Raw genomic sequence first — 16737 nt, forward strand, 5'->3', positions numbered from 1 at the left:
TTCCCTCGTTCTTTCAGGAACGCTTGCCCGCCAGCTTGCGCTCCCCTCGTGCCTGCGCCTGTGCGGCCACAAAAGCCTGCGGCTGCCAGAGCTGAAAATGATCCGCCCGACCGACGAAGGTCACTTCGTCCGAGATGCCGGTAAAGCCACGAATGAAATCCGTGACCATCAGCCGCCCCTCGGCGTCGAGCTTCATGAAGACCCCGCCTCCATGAATAAGAAGCGACATCTCGTTCGCATCCGGCGAAAACGGATCCTCCGCAGCAATCTGCCGTTCGAATCTTTCGAGAAGATCCGGACCGCCGATGCTGATCGCCGGAAACACAAAGTCCTGGAAGCAGTAGAGCTCCTGGACGTTGCGCTGCGCCAGCACGGAACGGAAAGCCGAAGGCACGGAAACCCTGCCCTTGGCGTCGATCCTGTTGGTCGCGTTCGAAAGGAAGCGGTTCATGACACGAAACATCCGTTCCCGCAGGGATCCGGACCAAAAGACGCCCGAAACTCCCGATATCAGGCACAGCTTCGCAAGCCGGATGAGCAAAAACCCCTCCGACGCTTCCGGAGAGGAAGGCGCCTTTGCTTTGCGATGAATGGGCAGGTGATTGCCCTGGTGCAGTGCGCATTTGGGATAGCATGGGACCATATGGGCGTCAATGGGATACGCCTATTTTGCAATAGACGCATGATCAAAAATTTATAAGCCGTTAAGTTTAACAAAGGGTTAGCGGCGTCATCTTACATATGACACGCATTGGTATTCCTGCAGGAAAAATCCATCCAATGGATGCATAAACATCTGCTTGAAAAACAGCCGGTTTCAGCGACTTACGCTGAAAATCCGGCTGCCGCGCCCGCAAGATGATAATCGCCAGTTGGCCTGTAAGCCGGGTTCTGTATGGCTCCGGCGTGAACCGGAACGTGGCAGCCATTCCTCTGGGACAGCGTTCGCACGCTGCCTCACGCAACCCACCCGGATGACTGGCCTGGAAACCAGCCGGAAAGCCTTTCGGCCTACCGCGTCATCCCTATTCGGTCTTGCTCCCGGTGGGGTTTACCGTGCCATTTCCGTTGCCGGAGATGCGGTGGGCTCTTACCCCACCCTTTCACCCTTACCTGTCATGACAGGCGGTTTGCTTTCTGTGGCACTTTCCCTGAGGTCGCCCTCGCCGGACGTTATCCGGCACCGTGTTTCCGTGGAGCCCGGACTTTCCTCACCCTACCGCCTTTCGGCATTGGTAAAGCGCGGCTGCCCAGCCAACTGGCAGGGCTCCCATAAACGAGAGAGATCGCAATTGCTATCGAAATAAATGATATCGCTCAGAGCAATTCCAGCAAAACTGCGCAGCGGTTTTGCGTCCGGAATTGCGCAAGAACAAAAACAGGGAGCACCTCCGTGATTCGGAGAAAAACGGAAATGCTCTAGCGAAATTGCGGTGTGAAATCCGTCGAGTAGCCCTGTTCGCCGATTCCGCCTGACAAAAGCAGCTCGGCCCCAAGCCGACCGATTTCGTCCGAGCTCTTGGCCGACGTGCCGGCGCAGCCCGTCAGCACCGCGATCTCCGGCGATGAGCTATAGCCGATCATCGGGTAGCCGCTTTCCGTATGCGACACGACGCAGGCGGCCGCCGAAATCGAAAGCGGCACCATATCGGGCACGAGACCTTCAACGATGCGCTTGAGATGCGCGCGCACCTTATCGCGCCCCTCGGTCTTGAACCAGGCGCGCATTTCCGTGTCGTCGCTGAGCGCCAGATCGTCAGGATCGCCGCCGATCTTCAGGTAGAATTTGCCGTCGGGATACCGGATCGGCGGAAGCAGGTAGATATCGATGCCGGGCGCCCGGAGAATGAGCGACGGCATCGCGGCCAGGCGCGCCGCGTCGGCCTCGCTTACCTCGAAAAGCGTCACGGTCCGGGCATAAACCGTCATGGCAACAGGCTGCGGCAACAGATTCTCCGCAATGGAAAATCCGCCCGCTGCCAGCAGCACCTTTTCAGCACGATGGGTCAGGCCACCGGCCGTCTCGACAACAGCCGATCCACCTTCGCTGCGGATCGAGACAGCGTGATCGCGGATGACCGCGGCGCCTGCCTTTTCCGCCAGCAGCGATTGGGCTTTCACAAGCTTGCGCGGACTGATGTGGCCGGCCCCCCTCGCCTCGAAGACGCCCGCGCCCCCATCGGGAAAGGCGAAGAAGGGAAAGGCGGCCTTCAGCCCCGCCTCATCGAGCAGGCTGGTTTCGACGCCGAGCGAAACGGCGGCCTGTCGGGTCTTCTCGAGATAATCGCCCCCCGTCGGCGCGACGACAACGCAGCCGACCTCGCGATAGAAATCGATGCCGCTGTCGCGGGCGATCTCGCCATAGCGGTCGATCGAGCGGTTGGCGAGCAGTGCCCAATTGCGGTCGGGATCGATGGTGCGAGTGATGCGCCCCTCGTCGTAATGGCTGGCGAAGACGCCCTGATGCGCCTTGCGGTCATCAGGCTCGTCCGGGCCAATCACCGCGACACCGTCCGCTTGGCGCGCCAGATGCCGCGCCGCTGCTGCCCCCATCAACCCGCGGCCGACGACGATATATTTGAAATCGACTGCCATGCTGTCTCCTCTCAACAGCGCCGCGCGCCTTTTCAGACGCGCAGAGGACGCTGTAACACTTTGAATTGCTGCATTCGATTTAAGGAATCATGCAGCAGCGAAAACCGGCGTCAGTGCGCCGCCGAAATCCGCTTCGCCCAGCTGCCCTTCCGCCAGAAGCACGGCTCCTAAGCGGCCGAGTTCGTCGGAAGATTTGGCCGCAACGAAATTGCCGCCGGTCAGCAACGCGATGCGCGGCGACTGCGTAAATCCGGCATAGGGATAACCGGTCGGCGTGAAATTCGCTACGCAGGGCGCCGAGGTGACCGGGCAGCCGGCAAGCCCCGGCATCAGCTGCAGGGCGACGCGCGAGAGATGATTGCGCTCGGCGGCACTGCCGTCGGAACGGAACCACGCCCCCGCATCCTCCAGCCTGCCGAAGGAAAGCGCCTCGGTGTCGCCACCGAGTTTCAGATAAGTCTTGCCGTCGGGATAACGCACCGGCGGCAGGATATAGATGTGATCCTCTTCCCGGTCACCGAGCACGATCGTCGACGGCATATCGCCGAAGATCGCCATCTCGCGTTCGCCGATCTCATAGAAGGCGACCGTTCGCGCCATGACCCTGGTATCGACGGGACGCGGCAGCAAGGCATGGAAATTACTGAAACCGCCAGCGGCGACCAGCACGCGCTCGGCGCTGTAGCTTCTGCCGCCGGCCATCACCTGGACATGGGAACCCGCATCGCGCACCGATGTTGCGGTCGCCTCGATCAGCGATACGCCGCCCTGTTCGGCAAGCTTTGCCTGCGCGCGCACTAGCGCCCGCGGGTTGATGTAGCCGGCGCGCTTGCGCTCGAAATATCCTGTGAAATCGGCGGCGACGGCAAGATAGGGAAAACGTTGGCTAAGTTCCGACGGTGCGATGGTCTCGATATCGCTGCCGAGCGTCCGGCTGACCGTCAGCGCCCTTTCGATATAGTCCTGCTCGTCCTTCTCAGGACCGGCAAAGAGGCAGCCGACCTCCGAATAGAAGGAGATGCCGCTCTTTGCCTCGATCTCGCCGTAGCGGTCAAGCGCGCGGGCGGCGAAGGTCCCCCAGGCAAGATTGCCATCGAAGGTGCGGGTGATGCGCGCTTCGTCGTAATGGCTGGCGAAGACACCGTGATGGGCCTTGCGCTCCTCTGGCTCGCGCGGGCCGATGAGTGCGATGCCGTCGGCCATCGAGGAGAGATGCCGTGCGGCGGCGGCACCCATCATGCCGCGTCCGATGATGATGAACCTGAAATCGACTGCCATATCCCACCTCGCTAAATTCCAGCGATACCATGGCAATCATCTTGAATCATCCAGCTCTTGTCAGGGATAAGCGCTTCAGGCTCAGAGCATTGCCAGAACCTTGCCGCAATAGGACTTGGACACCGGGTTCATGCGCGTGGCGCCATGACCGGCATTATATTTGAGGATGGTGTTGCAGGTCTGGCCACCACCGAGATCATGGGCGGCAGCCAGATATTTCATGCCGTACTTGATGTTGGTTTCCGGATCGAACAGGCCCTTGGCGCTGCCGGAATAGCCCATCATGCGGGCAGTTGCAGGCTTAATCTGCATCAGGCCGATTTCACCGTGGCTGCCGCGCGCATTCGGATTGAAATTGCTTTCGATGCGGATGACCGCGGTCGCAAGCGCAACCGGTACATCATATTGGCTCGCATATTTGCTGATCAGTGCGGAATAGGAATTGCCGGAAACATTGGCGACGGGATAACCGCTCTGGCGCTCGACCGTCTTCAGCGGGCGCTCCGCCGTCTTGAGCGGACGCTTCGCCGGCTTGACCGAACGCTCCGCTTTCTTCAACGGGCGCTCTGTCTTCTTTGAAGGACGCTCGACCTTCTTCACCGGCGCATCAGCTCGCACACCCCAATCATTCGCAAAGGCAAAGCTATTTCCGGCCAGCACCATGCCAACGCATGTTGCAGCAACAACAATCAGTTTTCTCATGTAGTCTTGATCACTCCGACCCAAAGAATTACCGGACGGCGCGCCTCGCTGTCATAATGAATACCAGATCAATGGCAGATCAGGATTCGCGGTAATTCTTATCGTTTCACATAACGCCAGTGGTTTAACTCGAAAACAACCCCGAGCCCCGGTTGGCGACGTTCTTAGACCATCGCAATGAGGAGATAATAGGGAAATGATGTGGCAGGCCGAATTTCGCGCTGCAGTGCGAAATTCGGCGTTTCAGTAATTGTCGAGGAATCAGGAATAACGCGGCAAAGCCGACAGCAGCCGGTGCAATGTGTCGATCGTCGAGAAATCGGCGATGCCATCTATCCGTTCGGGCCGAAAATGCCGCTGGAAAGCTTCGACGTCACCGGCCATTTTTTCCGAGAATTCGCCTGTGATTTCAGTGCCGTAACCATAAAGCGACAGCATCGACTGCAGCGCTTCCACAGGTTGGCCGGTATCGCCGCGCTGGAAGAAGCGCCCGCCGGTGATCGTTGCCGGCTCGACCCAGTGCCCAATGCCCGCTTGGTAGAGCGCGGCCCAGGGGAATTTCTCGCCCGGATCGACCTTGCGGATCGGAGCAACATCGGAATGCCCGAGGACCCGTTCAGGCGTGATCGACCAACGTTTGACACAGTCGCGACACAATTCGATCACCGCGGCGATCTGCTCTTTCGGATAATCAGGAAGCCCGCCCGGATGGCCGGCATTGGCGATCTCGATGCCGATCGACAGCGAATTGATATCGGTCTCGCCGTGCCAGCTGCTTTTTCCCGCATGCCAGGCACGCCGCATTTCCGGCACGAGCTGCACGACCTCGCCATTCTCATGCACGAAATAATGGCTGGAAACCTGGCTTTCGGCGCGACAGAGCCAGTCGAGCGCACCATCTGCCGTCGGCATGCCGGTATAGTGCAGGAGGATCATATCCGGACGGCGCCCGTCCGCCCGTTCGCCGTGGTTCGGCGAAGGCTGCACGTGGGCGCTTCTGCAGTCGGCCTCGAAAGAGGTCATGCGGCGCGGCGTTCCTTCTCGATCGCCTCATAGGCCGCGTTCAGCGCCGCCATGCGCTCATTGGCGATCACATGGAATTCCTTCGGCACGCCGCGCGAGATCAGCCGGTCGGGATGATGTTCGCTGACGAGGCCGTGGTAGCGGCGGCGGATGGTCGGGAAATCATCCGAAGGCGAGACGCCGAGCACCTTGTAGGGATCACCGCCGGTCGAGACGTGACGGGCGGCGATCTGCTCGAAGCGGGTCTCGCTCATCTGGAAGATCTCGCCGATATGGCCCAGGAAATTCAGTTCCTTCTCGTGGATCAGCCCGTCGGCCTTGGCGATGTGGAAGAGCCCGTCGAGCACGTCTTCCAGCACCGGGCAATTGGCCGCACAGGTAACGCAGAGCGTGGAGAGCCGTTCGGCATAGGCTTCGTAGCCGGCGACGTCCTGACGCGCGAGATTGTAAAGCCTGGCGACATTTTTCGCCTGATCCTGCGGAAACTCGAAGATTTCGCGAAAGGCTTCGACCTCCTTCTCGCTGACGATGCCGTCGGCCTTGGCCATCTTGGCCGACAGCGCGATGATCGCCACCGAGAAAGCCACCTTACGCCGGGTCTCGGGATCGCCTTCAAAAACCGTGCGGATAGCCTCGACCACCGCAGACAGCGCATTGCCTGCGGTATTGCCAATGGCATTCAACAGTTTTTCCCAGAAGGACATCGAAAATCTCACACACGTGTCAACTTATAGAGAAACAGCTTGACCAAAGAATCGCAGCCTTTGCAAGGCGACTATTCGTCGTAGGGCCGAACACAGTTTTCACGATTTGGTAATTGTCGCACCGCAACAAACGATTCATCACGCCCGCTTTCATCTCGCGTGAGGGCATGGCCGGCAGTCGCGGGCATCGCCCGGGCACGTGGATTCCGGAGCGCGCGGCGGAAATTTCCACGGGCAGTTCCCGACACGTAGACCGGGTTGAAACGATTATATCAGCACTTCGCGTCGCCTTTGCGATCCAACACGGCAGAAACGCGCATTTTTCGTAAATTCTTTACTTTACAGGGCCCTTTCCCTGCCGCATCCATGCGCTAGCTAACGCTGCCGCACCGAAACACCGTAGGAGGGATCATGGCCAAACAGAAAGTCGCAATGCTGACCGCCGGAGGCCTGGCGCCCTGTCTTTCGTCCGCCGTCGGCGGCCTTATCGAACGCTATAGCGACGTCGCGCCCGAGCTCGAAATCGTCGCTTACAAGTCGGGCTACCAGGGTGTGCTCCTCGGCGACAGCATCGAGATCACCCGCGCGATGCGCGAAAAGGCGCCGCTGCTGCACCGCTATGGCGGCTCGCCGATCGGCAACAGCCGCGTCAAGCTCACCAATGCCGCCGACTGCGTCAAGCGCGGCCTGGTCAAGGAAGGCGAGAATCCGCTGCGGATCGCCGCCGAACGCCTCGCCAATGACGGCATCACCATTCTCCACACGATCGGCGGCGACGACACCAACACCACGGCCGCCGACCTCGCCGCCTACCTCGCCGCCAACGGCTACGATCTGACCGTCGTCGGCCTGCCGAAGACTGTCGACAATGACGTCGTGCCGATCCGCCAGTCGCTCGGCGCCTGGACGGCCGCCGAAGTCGGCGCGCATTTCTTCGACAATGTCGGCAACGAGCAGACGGCCGCCCCCCGCACCCTCGTCATCCATGAAGTCATGGGCCGCCATTGCGGCTGGCTGACGGCCGCCACCGCCCGCGCCTATCTGCAGCGCACCAGCCGCAACCAGTATGTCGACGGCCTGATGATGGACGCGCACCTGAAGAGTATCGACGCCGTCTACCTGCCTGAGATGGCCTTCGACCTCGACGCCGAGGCCGCCCGCCTGAAGGAAAGCATGGACCGCAACGGCCACGCCACGGTCTTCGTCTCGGAAGGCGCCTGCCTCGATGCCATCGTCGCCGAGCGCGAAGCCGCCGGCGAGACCGTCAAGCGCGATGCTTTCGGCCATGTGAAGATCGACACGATCAATGTCGGCGCCTGGTTCCAGAAGCAGTTCGCCAATCTGCTCGACGCTGAGCGTTCCCTCGTGCAGAAATCAGGTTATTTCGCGCGCTCGGCGCCCGCCAACGGCGATGACCTCAGGCTGATCCAGAGCATGGTCGATCTCGCCGTCGAAAGCGCGCTCAATAAAGTCTCCGGCGTCACCGGCCATGATGAAGGCCAGAACGGTAAATTGCGCACTATAGAATTCCCGCGCATCAAAGGCGGCAAGGCTTTTGACCTTTCGACGGCATGGTTTGCCGAAGTCATGGACAATATAGGCCAGAAATACAAAGAAGCGTGATTGACGGATGGTTAATATGATGTCTTTGCTTGTTCCTGAGGAATAGGAGGAGACACCATGTCACTTGAAGCTTGGCTCGCTTTTGCGGCCGCATCCGCCATCATGCTGGCCATACCGGGGCCGACGATACTGCTCGTCGTTTCCTATGCGCTCGGTCATGGGCGCCGGACGGCGTTCGCGACGGTGGGCGGCGTGGCGCTTGGTGACTTCACGGCGATGACGGCTTCTCTCTTCGGTCTCGGCGCCGTCCTGGCCGCCTCCGCGACCCTCTTCACCGTCTTGAAGTGGATCGGCGGCGCCTATCTGATCTGGTTGGGAATCAAGCTCTGGCGGGCTCCCATCATCGGCGAACCGGTTGCCGACAACGACAACCTGCCGGAGGAGAAGTCGCTCAAGATCTTCCTCCACGCCTATGTCGTCACCGCCCTCAATCCGAAGAGCATCATCTTCTTCGTCGCCTTCGTGCCGCAGTTCCTCAATCCGGCCCTGCCCTTCGTCGGGCAGATGGCGATCATGGAAGCGACCTTCCTCGTTCTGGCGATCCTCAACGCCTCTACCTACGCCCTTCTCGCCCATAGCGCGCGCGGACTGATTCGCAAGGCGAGCATCCAGCGCGCAGTAAACCGAACCGGAGGCACTCTGCTGATCGCTGCAGGGGCTGTAACGGCCGGGTATCGCCGTATTGCAGCCTAGTAATATTCCGTGGTTGCCGGAATGCCACGAATAGGTTAATGGGGTCACCAGGGCTTAGGCTTTTGGTAACTTTTATACGCTGCCGGGGCGGCGCGATTTCACGAAAGTGGCGGAATGGTAGCGATCGGATTATCCGGCCTGAAACGCAGTCTTGTCGTCTCGACGATACTCTGCGGCGTGATGACGGGATGTACGAGCGTCGAATACACGTCCCAGGCCGAACTGACAGCCGCCCAGACCGTCGTGCCGATGCCGAAACCCGGCGAAGATGCAACACTCGCCGCGATCCCGACAGCCGAAGGCACAGCCGGTCAGGCGGTGGCAGGCGCCATCATTCCCCAGGCACCCCCCTCTTTGACCGCAACGGCGATGCCGGCCGTGACGACAGCTTCTCAGCCTGGCGATCTTGCCATGCAGGCAGGCATGCAGCCGGCAGCCTATGCGCAGATCCCGCTGACGCCCGAAATGACGGCGATCCAGTCCGTCGTGCCGACGCCGCGTCCGGGAACGGCGGCACAGCCGACGACGCAGCTTGCCTTTGCCGCGACACCGCAAAACAGCGCGCTTGCAGCACTTGCCGCAGTCGACACCACGCCGCGCGCCAGCATGGACTACGGTTTCGACGAATCCGGGCCGATCGATCCGCCGACCGCACCCCCGATGTTCAGCGACGACGACAAAGACGATGCGCCGACCGTCGAGAAGAGCTTTGTCACCAAGCTCATTCAGAAATATTCGAAAATCTACGAAATTCCCGAGACCCTGCTCCATCGCGTCGTCCATCGCGAGAGCCGCTATAATGCGAAGGCCTACAACAAGCGCGGCTATTTCGGCCTGATGCAGATCAAGTACAACACCGCCAAGTCCATGGGCTACGGCGGCGCCCCGGGCGGCCTCTTCGATGCCGAGACCAACATCAAATATGCCGCGAAATATCTGCGCGGAGCCTGGCTCGTCTCCGACAGTAAGGAAGACGACGCCGTTCGCCTTTACGCGCGCGGTTATTATTACGACGCCAAGCGCAAGGGCATGACCGACATCGCCCAAGGTAACTACTGACACCAGACATTGTCGAAACGGCCATCGCAGCCCCAGCCTATGGCTGCGCCTGTTGCTGCGATCCGGCCTGCTGCTGCGCCCCCGATTGCGGCAGGGCCGCCAGGATCGCCTTCAGCAGCGTCTGCGGCTGGTAGTCGAGCCGGCTCGGTGTCAGGCCAAGCCTGACGACCACCAGATTGGCGGAAGGCACGATCGCCACGCTCTGCCCATCGTGCCCCGTCAGCCAGAATGTATCCTCAGGCAGCCCGGCCCCAGCGCTCGAGCCGCGGCCGGGCGCCAGCCAGGCCTGGCCCTGCGAATACCGCCCGTTCGAAGCCGCCGTCGGGGTGCGCATGGCGCCGACGAAACCCTCCGGCAACAGTCGCTGGCCGTTCCACACGCCATCCTGCAGCAGGAACTGCCCGAAGCGCGCCCAGTCATGCGCCGTCGCATAGAGATAGGAGCTTCCGGCGAAGGTGCCGCGCGCATCGAGTTCGAACACGGCACTCGTCATCCCGAGCGGCGCAAACAACGCATCGTGCGGATAGGAAAAGGCCGCCTGAGCATTGCCGACCCTGTCCATCCAGATGCGCGAGAGCAGCACGGCCGTGCCGCTCGAATAGCGGAAGCGCTGGCCGGGTGCCGCCTCCATCGGCGCATTGGCCGGCAGCGATACCATGTCGGGATCGAGATAGAGCATGCGCGTCACATCGGCGACGTCGCCATAGTTCTCGTTGAAGGCAAGACCGCTCTCCATGCCGAGCAGATCGGAAACCTTGATCTTGGCACGCGCATCGTTCTTCCACTGCGCCAGCAGGTTATCGTCGTCGAAGGAGATCTTGCCGCCGAGCATCTGCCGGCCGAGGATCGTCGCATTTACCGTCTTCGTCATCGACCAGCCGATCAGCGGCGTCTTCGCCGAGAAGCCGGGTCCATAGGCCTCAGTGACGATGCGGCCATTGCGCACCACCACGATCGCCCGCATGGCCGGGCCGGCAACACCGGGATCTGCCAGCAGCGCCGCGATCTTCCCGTCCGCTGGATTGCCGGTTCCCTCGCCCTCCGGCCACAAGGCGTCGTTCGCCTGCATCTTGACCGGCGGATCGAAAGGCGCCGCATTCGCCGCCGCCTCGAAATTGCCGTCCGGCACGCTCGTGCAGCCGAAAGCACCGCGATAGAGCGCATAACTCGGCGCAAACAGCCCCATGAAGCGCGCCGTCACACGGTCGTTGTCTCGGTCGACGCTGACGCGCACCAGCCGCAGCAGCGGATTTCCAGGCGCCTGGACGTCGTCATGGAGCACATCCTCGGCCTCGCGGCCGGCAATGAAGACGTTGGAGCAGACGATCTTTGCGGCATAGCCGTCGCCGACCCGCAGCAATTCCGGCGGCTGGGCGAAGAGCCAGCCGGCGGCGCCGATGACGACGAGGACGACAAGGAGAGCAAGCGCCTTCAGAATACGCAGGACAAATCGCATGACATTCCTCCATGACGGGAGAAAAGCAGGAATCGCACCCGCCGGAAAGGGGCCGACGCGAAGAAGGCGCACCATACCAATCACTTCCTGAAGATGTGATTGAGATCACGCTTCATTGAAGCCGCAGCCTCGCGAGAGGGCGCCCACAGCCCACGTCATCAAACTGTAGCAGTGGCGCGCTACACGCCCTGAACGCTAAAAAGGTGACAGACTCATGTCAGAATTTGCACCGGATGCCGGCTTCCGCAAGAACCGGAAACTCAAGGATGCCCTTCTCCGCCATAAGGCTTTTTCGAAGGATGGCTTTTCCGAGCGTCTCTTCGGCCTTCTCTTCTCCGGCCTCGTCTATCCGCAGATCTGGGAGGATCCGGATCTCGACATGCAAGCGATGGAGCTGAAGCCAAACCATCGCATCGTCACCATCGGCTCCGGCGGCTGCAACATGCTCGCCTATCTCTCCAAAGCGCCGGCTTCGATCGACGTGGTCGATCTCAACCCGCACCACATCGCGCTGAACCGCCTGAAGCTTGCCGCCTTCAAGCATCTTCCCGGCCATGCCGATCTCGTCCGCTTCCTGGCAATGCCGAACGAGAAGTCGAACAGCCGCGCCTACGACCAGCATCTCGCCGCCCGTCTCGATGAGGCGACCCGCAGCTACTGGAACGGCCGTAAATTCGGCCGTCGCCGCGTCACAGTCTTCGACCGCAACATTTACGAAACAGGCCTGCTCGGCCGCTTCATCGGCGCCGCCCACCTTCTTGCCCGCCTGCATGGCGTCAAGCTGCGCGAGATGACCAAGACCCGCTCGATCCGTGAGCAGCGCCAGTTCTTCGACGAACAGATCGCGCCGCTCTTCGAAAAGCCGGTCGTGCGCTGGATCACCGGCCGCAAGAGCTCGCTCTTCGGCCTCGGCATTCCGCCGCAGCAATATGACGAACTCGCAAGCCTTGCCGCCGATCATTCGATCGCGCCGGTGCTGAAGCACCGCCTGGAAAAGCTCGCCTGTCATTTCCCGATGAGCGACAACTATTTCGCCTGGCAGGCCTTCGGCCGCCGCTATGGCACCGAATCGGAAGGCCCTTTGCCGACCTATCTGAAGTCGGAGCACTATCAGGTGATCCGCGCCAATGTCGACCGCGTCAATGTCCACCACGCAAGCTTCACCGAGCTTCTGGCCCGCGAGCCGGCCGCCTCACGCGACCGCTACATCCTGCTCGACGCACAGGACTGGATGACGGACGAGCAGCTGAACGACGTCTGGACGGAAATCACCCGCACGGCGCGCGAAGGCGCCCGCGTGATCTTCCGCACCGCCGCCGAAAAAAGCATCATCGAAGGCCGTCTGGCTCCGGCGATCCGCGACCAATGGGATTACTTCGAAGAGAAGTCGCGTGAACTGACTGCGCTTGATCGTTCGGCAATCTACGGCGGCTTCCACATTTACGGGAAGAAAGCGTGAGCAAGGTCGGCACTGAGACGGCAGGACAGAGCGATGAACATGCCAGCCTCATGGATGGCATGTACCGCTACCAGCGCCATATCTACGACCTGACCCGCAAATATTATCTTCTCGGCCGTGACAGCACGATCCGCAACCTCGACGTGCCCGAAGGCGGCACGCTGCTTGAAGTCGGCTGCGGCACCGGGCGCAACATGGCTTTCGCCCATAGGCATTTCCCGACCGCCAAGCTGTTCGGCCTCGACATTTCCCAGGAAATGCTGATTTCGGCGCGCAAGACCTTCGCCACCAAGGCGACGATCCCGGAATTCCGCGTCGCCGACGCCACGGCCTTCACACCGCGCGAATTCGGCGTCAGCGGTTTCGACCGCATCCTGATTTCCTACGCCCTGTCGATGATCCCGGACTGGGAGCGCGCCGTCGACGCATCGATCGCTGCCCTCAATCCCGGCGGCCAGCTGCACATCGTCGATTTCGGCCAACAGGAAGGCTTGCCGGGCTGGTTCCGGCGCATGCTGCAGTCCTGGCTTGCGAAATTCCACGTCACCCCGCGCCCCGATCTGCGCCCGGTCCTGGAAGCGCAAGCCCATGAAAACAACGCGACATTGTTGTTCGATACCGTCGGCGGCGGTTATGCCTGGCGGGCAGCTATTATCAGCAAGCGCTCATAATTCGCTTGAAACTAACCGATTTTTTACGTTGATATGATGAAAAGAGGGTTATCCTCTGCTGACTCGTCTTTTTCGAAGGTCAGGTTGTGGGGCAAAGAGATCATTCGAGCTACGACGGGACGCCCATGCGCCGGCTTTTGTTTTGCGTTTTGCCCTTGGCCGTCCTTTTGGCCGGCTGCAGTTCCTCCGGTTATGACTACCTCGAAACGGCGTCGATCAAGCCGAAGACGCGCTTCAAGGACACCGATCCCCAGGATTTCGGAGCCAAGCATCCGCAGCTCAACCAGGTGCACGGCATCGATATTTCCAAATGGCAGGGCGATATCGACTGGGGCACGGTGAAGAATTCCGGCGTCGCCTTCGCCTTCATCAAGGCCACCGAAGGCAAGGACAGGGTCGATCCGCGTTTCGACGAATACTGGCGAGAGGCCCGCGCCGCCGGCATCCCGCACGCTCCCTATCACTTCTACTATTTCTGCTCCTCGGCCGATCAGCAGGCAGACTGGTTCATCCGCAACGTGCCGAAGGAGGCCATGCGCCTGCCGCCGGTGCTCGACGTCGAGTGGAACGCTGAATCAAAGACCTGCCGCTACCGTCCCGACGCTGAAACGGTGCGCGCCGAAATGCAGCGTTTCATGGACCGGCTGGAAGCCTATTACGGCAAGCGCCCGATCATCTATACCTCGGTCGATTTCCACCGCGAAAATCTCGCCGGCTACTTCCAGGATTATCATTTCTGGGTCCGTTCGGTGGCAAAACACCCCGAGGTGACCTATTCCGACCGCCGCTGGGCCTTCTGGCAATATACCTCGACCGGCGTGATTCCCGGCATCAGTGGGCCGACCGATATCAATGTCTTTGCCGGCAGCGCAAAGAACTGGAACAATTGGGTCGCGGCCGTTTCCAAGGATAGAAATTCTTAGTAACGTCTTGCGATGTTTCTTGCTTCCGTCACATTCGTCTGTGAAAGCGACGGCAATCTGTTTGATATAAGGACCGCATCCATGCACCGCTCGCTCGCAAGCCGCTCTGCACTCGCTCTTCTGTTTGCCCTCGCCCTCGCAGGCGGCGCGGCCGCCCAGCAGGCGCAGGGCGCAGCCCCGGCAGCGCCCTGCGGCGGCGATCTGTCCGCTTTCCTCGAAGGCGTGAAGAAAGATGCTGTGGCAGCCGGCGCCAGTGCGGCAGCCGCCGACGAGGCTTTCGCCGGCGCCGATAGCGACCCCAAGGTCCTGAGCCGGGATCGCGCCCAAGGCGTCTTCAAGCAGACCTTCCTCGAATTCTCCCAGCGCACCGTCAGCCAGGCCCGCCTCGACATCGGCCGCCAGAAGATGAAGCAATATGCCGACGTCTTTGCCCGCGCCGAGCAGGAATTCGGCGTGCCCCCCGGCGTCATCACCGCCTTCTGGGCGATGGAAACCGATTTCGGCGCCGTCCAGGGCGATTTCAACACCCGCAACGCCCTGGTGACGCTGTCGCATGATTGCCGCCGCCCGGAACTCTTCCGTCCGCAGCTGATCGCCCTTATCGAGATGGTCCAGCATGGCGACCTCGACCCCGCCACCAATACCGGTGCCTGGGCCGGCGAGATCGGCCAGGTGCAGATGCTGCCGCGCGACATCATTGCCTATGGCATGGATGGCGACGGTGACGGCCATGTCCGCCTGAAACAGAGCAGCCCGGACGCTATCCTGACGGCGGCGAAATTCATCCAGCACCTCGGCTTCGAGCGCGGCCAGCCCTGGCTGCAGGAAGTGACCGTGCCCGACAACCTGCCCTTCGAGAAATCCGGTCTTGGCGGCACGATGAAGGCCGCCGAATGGTTCGCACTCGGCGTCAAGCCGCGCGACGGCAACACAGCTTTCGGCGATCTCGAAGGCGACCTCGTGCTGCCGCAGGGCCGCATGGGACCGGCCTTCATCGCCTATCCCAATTTCAAGATCTATCTCGAATGGAACAAGTCGTTCATCTACACGACCTCGGCCGCCTATTTCGGGACGCGCCTTTCGGGTGCCGAACCCTATCTCAAGGGCGTGCCGGAACAGGGACTTGCCAGCGACCAGATGAAGGCCTTGCAGACCAAGCTGCAGTCGCTCGGCCATGATGTCGGCGAGATCGATGGCATCCTCGGCTCCGGCACGCGTGTCGCGATCCAGAAGGAACAGCAGCGCCTCGGCATGCCGGCCGACGGCTGGGCGACGCCTGCCCTTCTCAACGCCCTCTGATCCTAAAGCATGCCGCGCAAAAGTGTGCAGCGGTTTTGCGACAACGGCATGCGTAAAAACAAAGAGCTAAAGCGCGACGAGCGAATCCGAAAGATCGCGACGCGCTTTAGCTGACATCTTGCCGCCCGCTTCGCAAGAAACGGGTGGCGCGATCCGCCGCCTGCGATACAGCATGAAACCGAAAACCGTTTTTCGGCAAAACGGCTTGCGGTGGAGGAACCGGCGTGGACAGCAGAATGAATGCCTGGACCTGGGGTCTGCTGGTCCTGCTCGGCCTGATCTGGGGCGCCTCCTTTTTCTTTGCCCGCATCGCCGTCCAGCACGTGCCGCCGCTGACCCTCGTCTTCTTCAGGCTGCTGCTCGCAGCGCTGGCGCTGCATATCTATATCGCCGGCCGTTTCGACTTCTATGCGATCCTCAAGGCCCGCTGGCGCGAATTCCTGATCCTCGGGCTCATCAACAATGCCCTGCCGCATGCGCTGATCTTTTTCGGCCAGACCCGCATCGGCGCCGGTCTTGCGGCGATCCTGAATGCGACGACACCGATCTGGACCGTGTTGATCGCCAACTACTTCACCTCAGACGAGAAGCTGTCGCCGGCAAAGATCGCCGGCTGCCTGGTCGGGCTGGCCGGGACGATCGTGCTGATCGGCCCCGGCATATCGGCCGGTGGCCAAGCCCCGCTCTGGGCGCTGCTTCTTCCCGTGCTTGCCGCGATCTCCTATGGTTTCGCCGCCACTTACGGAAAACGCTTCAAGAATGTTCCCGCCCCTGTCACCGCAGCCGGACAGTTGACCGCCTCTTCGCTGATTGCGCTGCCGCTGTCGCTGCTGGCCGATCGTCCTTGGGCGCTTGCCGCACCGTCGCTCGATGCCCTCCTCGCCATCCTGGCACTGGCGCTGCTGTCGACCGCCTTCGGCTACATCCTCTATTTCCGGATCATGGCGGCGGCTGGCGCCACCAATGCCTCGCTCGTCACCCTGCTGGTGCCGCCGAGCGCCATCCTTCTCGGCGTGCTCTTCCTCGGAGAAAGGCTCGCGCTGAGCGAGTTTGCCGGCATGGCGCTGATCGGTTTCGGCTTGGTCATTCTCGACGGCCGCGCCTATCGCATGCTCGCGAAGGCCGCCTGAAACCGGTTGCGAATTCCATATGTTTTCAACCAGTTGCGAGCCTGCCATGTTTTAGGCGCATAGGTAAATGTGCGATCGCCCGATTTAACGGCATGTTAAAATCTGTGAACAAAAATTTGTTG

General features: G+C 61.1%; 15 protein-coding genes and 1 other RNA gene. 8 read left to right on the forward strand and 8 right to left on the reverse strand.

The annotated features are described in order from the left end of the window. Positions 1–13 precede the first annotated feature (13 nt). The 7 genes from mraZ to G9X67_RS06995 all read right to left on the reverse strand — a co-directional run bounded on the left by mraZ (position 14) and on the right by G9X67_RS06995 (position 6302). Positions 14–451: a division/cell wall cluster transcriptional repressor MraZ gene (gene mraZ / locus G9X67_RS06965; RefSeq protein ID WP_026188472.1), complete on the reverse strand. Its 438-nt coding sequence runs from the start codon at positions 449–451 to the stop codon at positions 14–16. 413 nt (positions 452–864) lie between these two features. Then, positions 865–1262, reverse strand: an RNA gene (gene rnpB / locus G9X67_RS06970) — RNase P RNA component class A. Between the two features lie 157 nt (positions 1263–1419). Then, positions 1420–2595 (reverse strand): FAD-dependent oxidoreductase, encoded by a 1176-nt coding sequence (locus G9X67_RS06975; RefSeq protein WP_138330510.1) that lies wholly within the window; start codon positions 2593–2595, stop codon positions 1420–1422. Between the two features lie 87 nt (positions 2596–2682). Then, positions 2683–3873 (reverse strand): FAD-dependent oxidoreductase, encoded by a 1191-nt coding sequence (locus G9X67_RS06980; RefSeq protein ID WP_171598401.1) that lies wholly within the window; start codon positions 3871–3873, stop codon positions 2683–2685. Positions 3874–3954: 81 nt separating this feature from the next. Next, complete coding sequence (locus tag G9X67_RS06985; protein ID WP_138330508.1) at positions 3955–4575, reverse strand: lytic transglycosylase domain-containing protein; 621 nt, start codon at positions 4573–4575, stop codon at positions 3955–3957. A gap of 261 nt (positions 4576–4836) precedes the next feature. Further along, a complete protein-coding gene (locus G9X67_RS06990; protein ID WP_138330507.1) occupies positions 4837–5598 on the reverse strand; it encodes an N-acetylmuramoyl-L-alanine amidase in 762 nt (253 codons plus the stop codon). Further along, positions 5595–6302: a DnaJ family molecular chaperone gene (locus tag G9X67_RS06995; RefSeq protein WP_025395328.1), complete on the reverse strand. Its 708-nt coding sequence runs from the start codon at positions 6300–6302 to the stop codon at positions 5595–5597. Before G9X67_RS06995 ends, G9X67_RS06990 begins: the two co-directional genes overlap by 4 nt. Before the next feature lie 411 nt (positions 6303–6713). Between G9X67_RS06995 and G9X67_RS07000 the strand changes: the two genes are divergently transcribed. The 3 genes from G9X67_RS07000 (at position 6714) to G9X67_RS07010 (ending at position 9677) form a co-directional block, all read left to right on the forward strand. After that, on the forward strand, positions 6714–7925 hold the full coding sequence (locus G9X67_RS07000) for a pyrophosphate--fructose-6-phosphate 1-phosphotransferase (RefSeq protein WP_171598402.1): 1212 nt from the start codon (positions 6714–6716) through the stop codon (positions 7923–7925). Positions 7926–7982: 57 nt separating this feature from the next. Beyond that, a complete protein-coding gene (locus G9X67_RS07005; protein WP_003541440.1) occupies positions 7983–8618 on the forward strand; it encodes a LysE family translocator in 636 nt (211 codons plus the stop codon). 114 nt (positions 8619–8732) lie between these two features. Beyond that, a complete protein-coding gene (locus G9X67_RS07010) occupies positions 8733–9677 on the forward strand; it encodes a lytic transglycosylase domain-containing protein (RefSeq protein WP_171598403.1) in 945 nt (314 codons plus the stop codon). A gap of 37 nt (positions 9678–9714) precedes the next feature. Here the strand turns inward: G9X67_RS07010 and G9X67_RS07015 are convergent, their stop codons facing one another. Beyond that, the gene (locus G9X67_RS07015; RefSeq protein WP_171598404.1) at positions 9715–11133 is read right to left on the reverse strand and encodes a serine hydrolase; all 1419 of its coding nucleotides are present in this window, start codon (positions 11131–11133) and stop codon (positions 9715–9717) included. 214 nt (positions 11134–11347) lie between these two features. Here G9X67_RS07015 and G9X67_RS07020 point away from each other — a divergent pair, with 214 nt between their 5' ends. The 5 genes from G9X67_RS07020 (at position 11348) to G9X67_RS07040 (ending at position 16615) form a co-directional block, all read left to right on the forward strand. Next, positions 11348–12592, forward strand: coding sequence for a DUF3419 family protein (locus G9X67_RS07020; RefSeq protein WP_138330503.1), 1245 nt, complete (start codon positions 11348–11350; stop codon positions 12590–12592). After that, positions 12589–13263, forward strand: coding sequence for a class I SAM-dependent methyltransferase (locus G9X67_RS07025; RefSeq protein WP_138330502.1), 675 nt, complete (start codon positions 12589–12591; stop codon positions 13261–13263). The genes G9X67_RS07020 and G9X67_RS07025 overlap by 4 nt, the downstream gene beginning before the upstream one ends. A gap of 125 nt (positions 13264–13388) precedes the next feature. Continuing rightward, complete coding sequence (locus G9X67_RS07030; protein WP_129419869.1) at positions 13389–14186, forward strand: GH25 family lysozyme; 798 nt, start codon at positions 13389–13391, stop codon at positions 14184–14186. A gap of 81 nt (positions 14187–14267) precedes the next feature. Beyond that, positions 14268–15485 (forward strand): lytic murein transglycosylase, encoded by a 1218-nt coding sequence (locus G9X67_RS07035; protein ID WP_138387064.1) that lies wholly within the window; start codon positions 14268–14270, stop codon positions 15483–15485. 224 nt (positions 15486–15709) lie between these two features. Further along, positions 15710–16615 carry a DMT family transporter gene (locus G9X67_RS07040; RefSeq protein WP_138387063.1) on the forward strand — a complete coding sequence of 302 codons (906 nt, stop codon included), beginning with the start codon at positions 15710–15712 and terminating at the stop codon, positions 16613–16615. The last annotated feature ends 122 nt before the right edge of the window (positions 16616–16737 follow it).

The organism is Rhizobium sp. WYCCWR 11152 (genome assembly GCF_013087615.1).
Taxonomy (GTDB): domain Bacteria; phylum Pseudomonadota; class Alphaproteobacteria; order Rhizobiales; family Rhizobiaceae; genus Rhizobium; species Rhizobium indicum.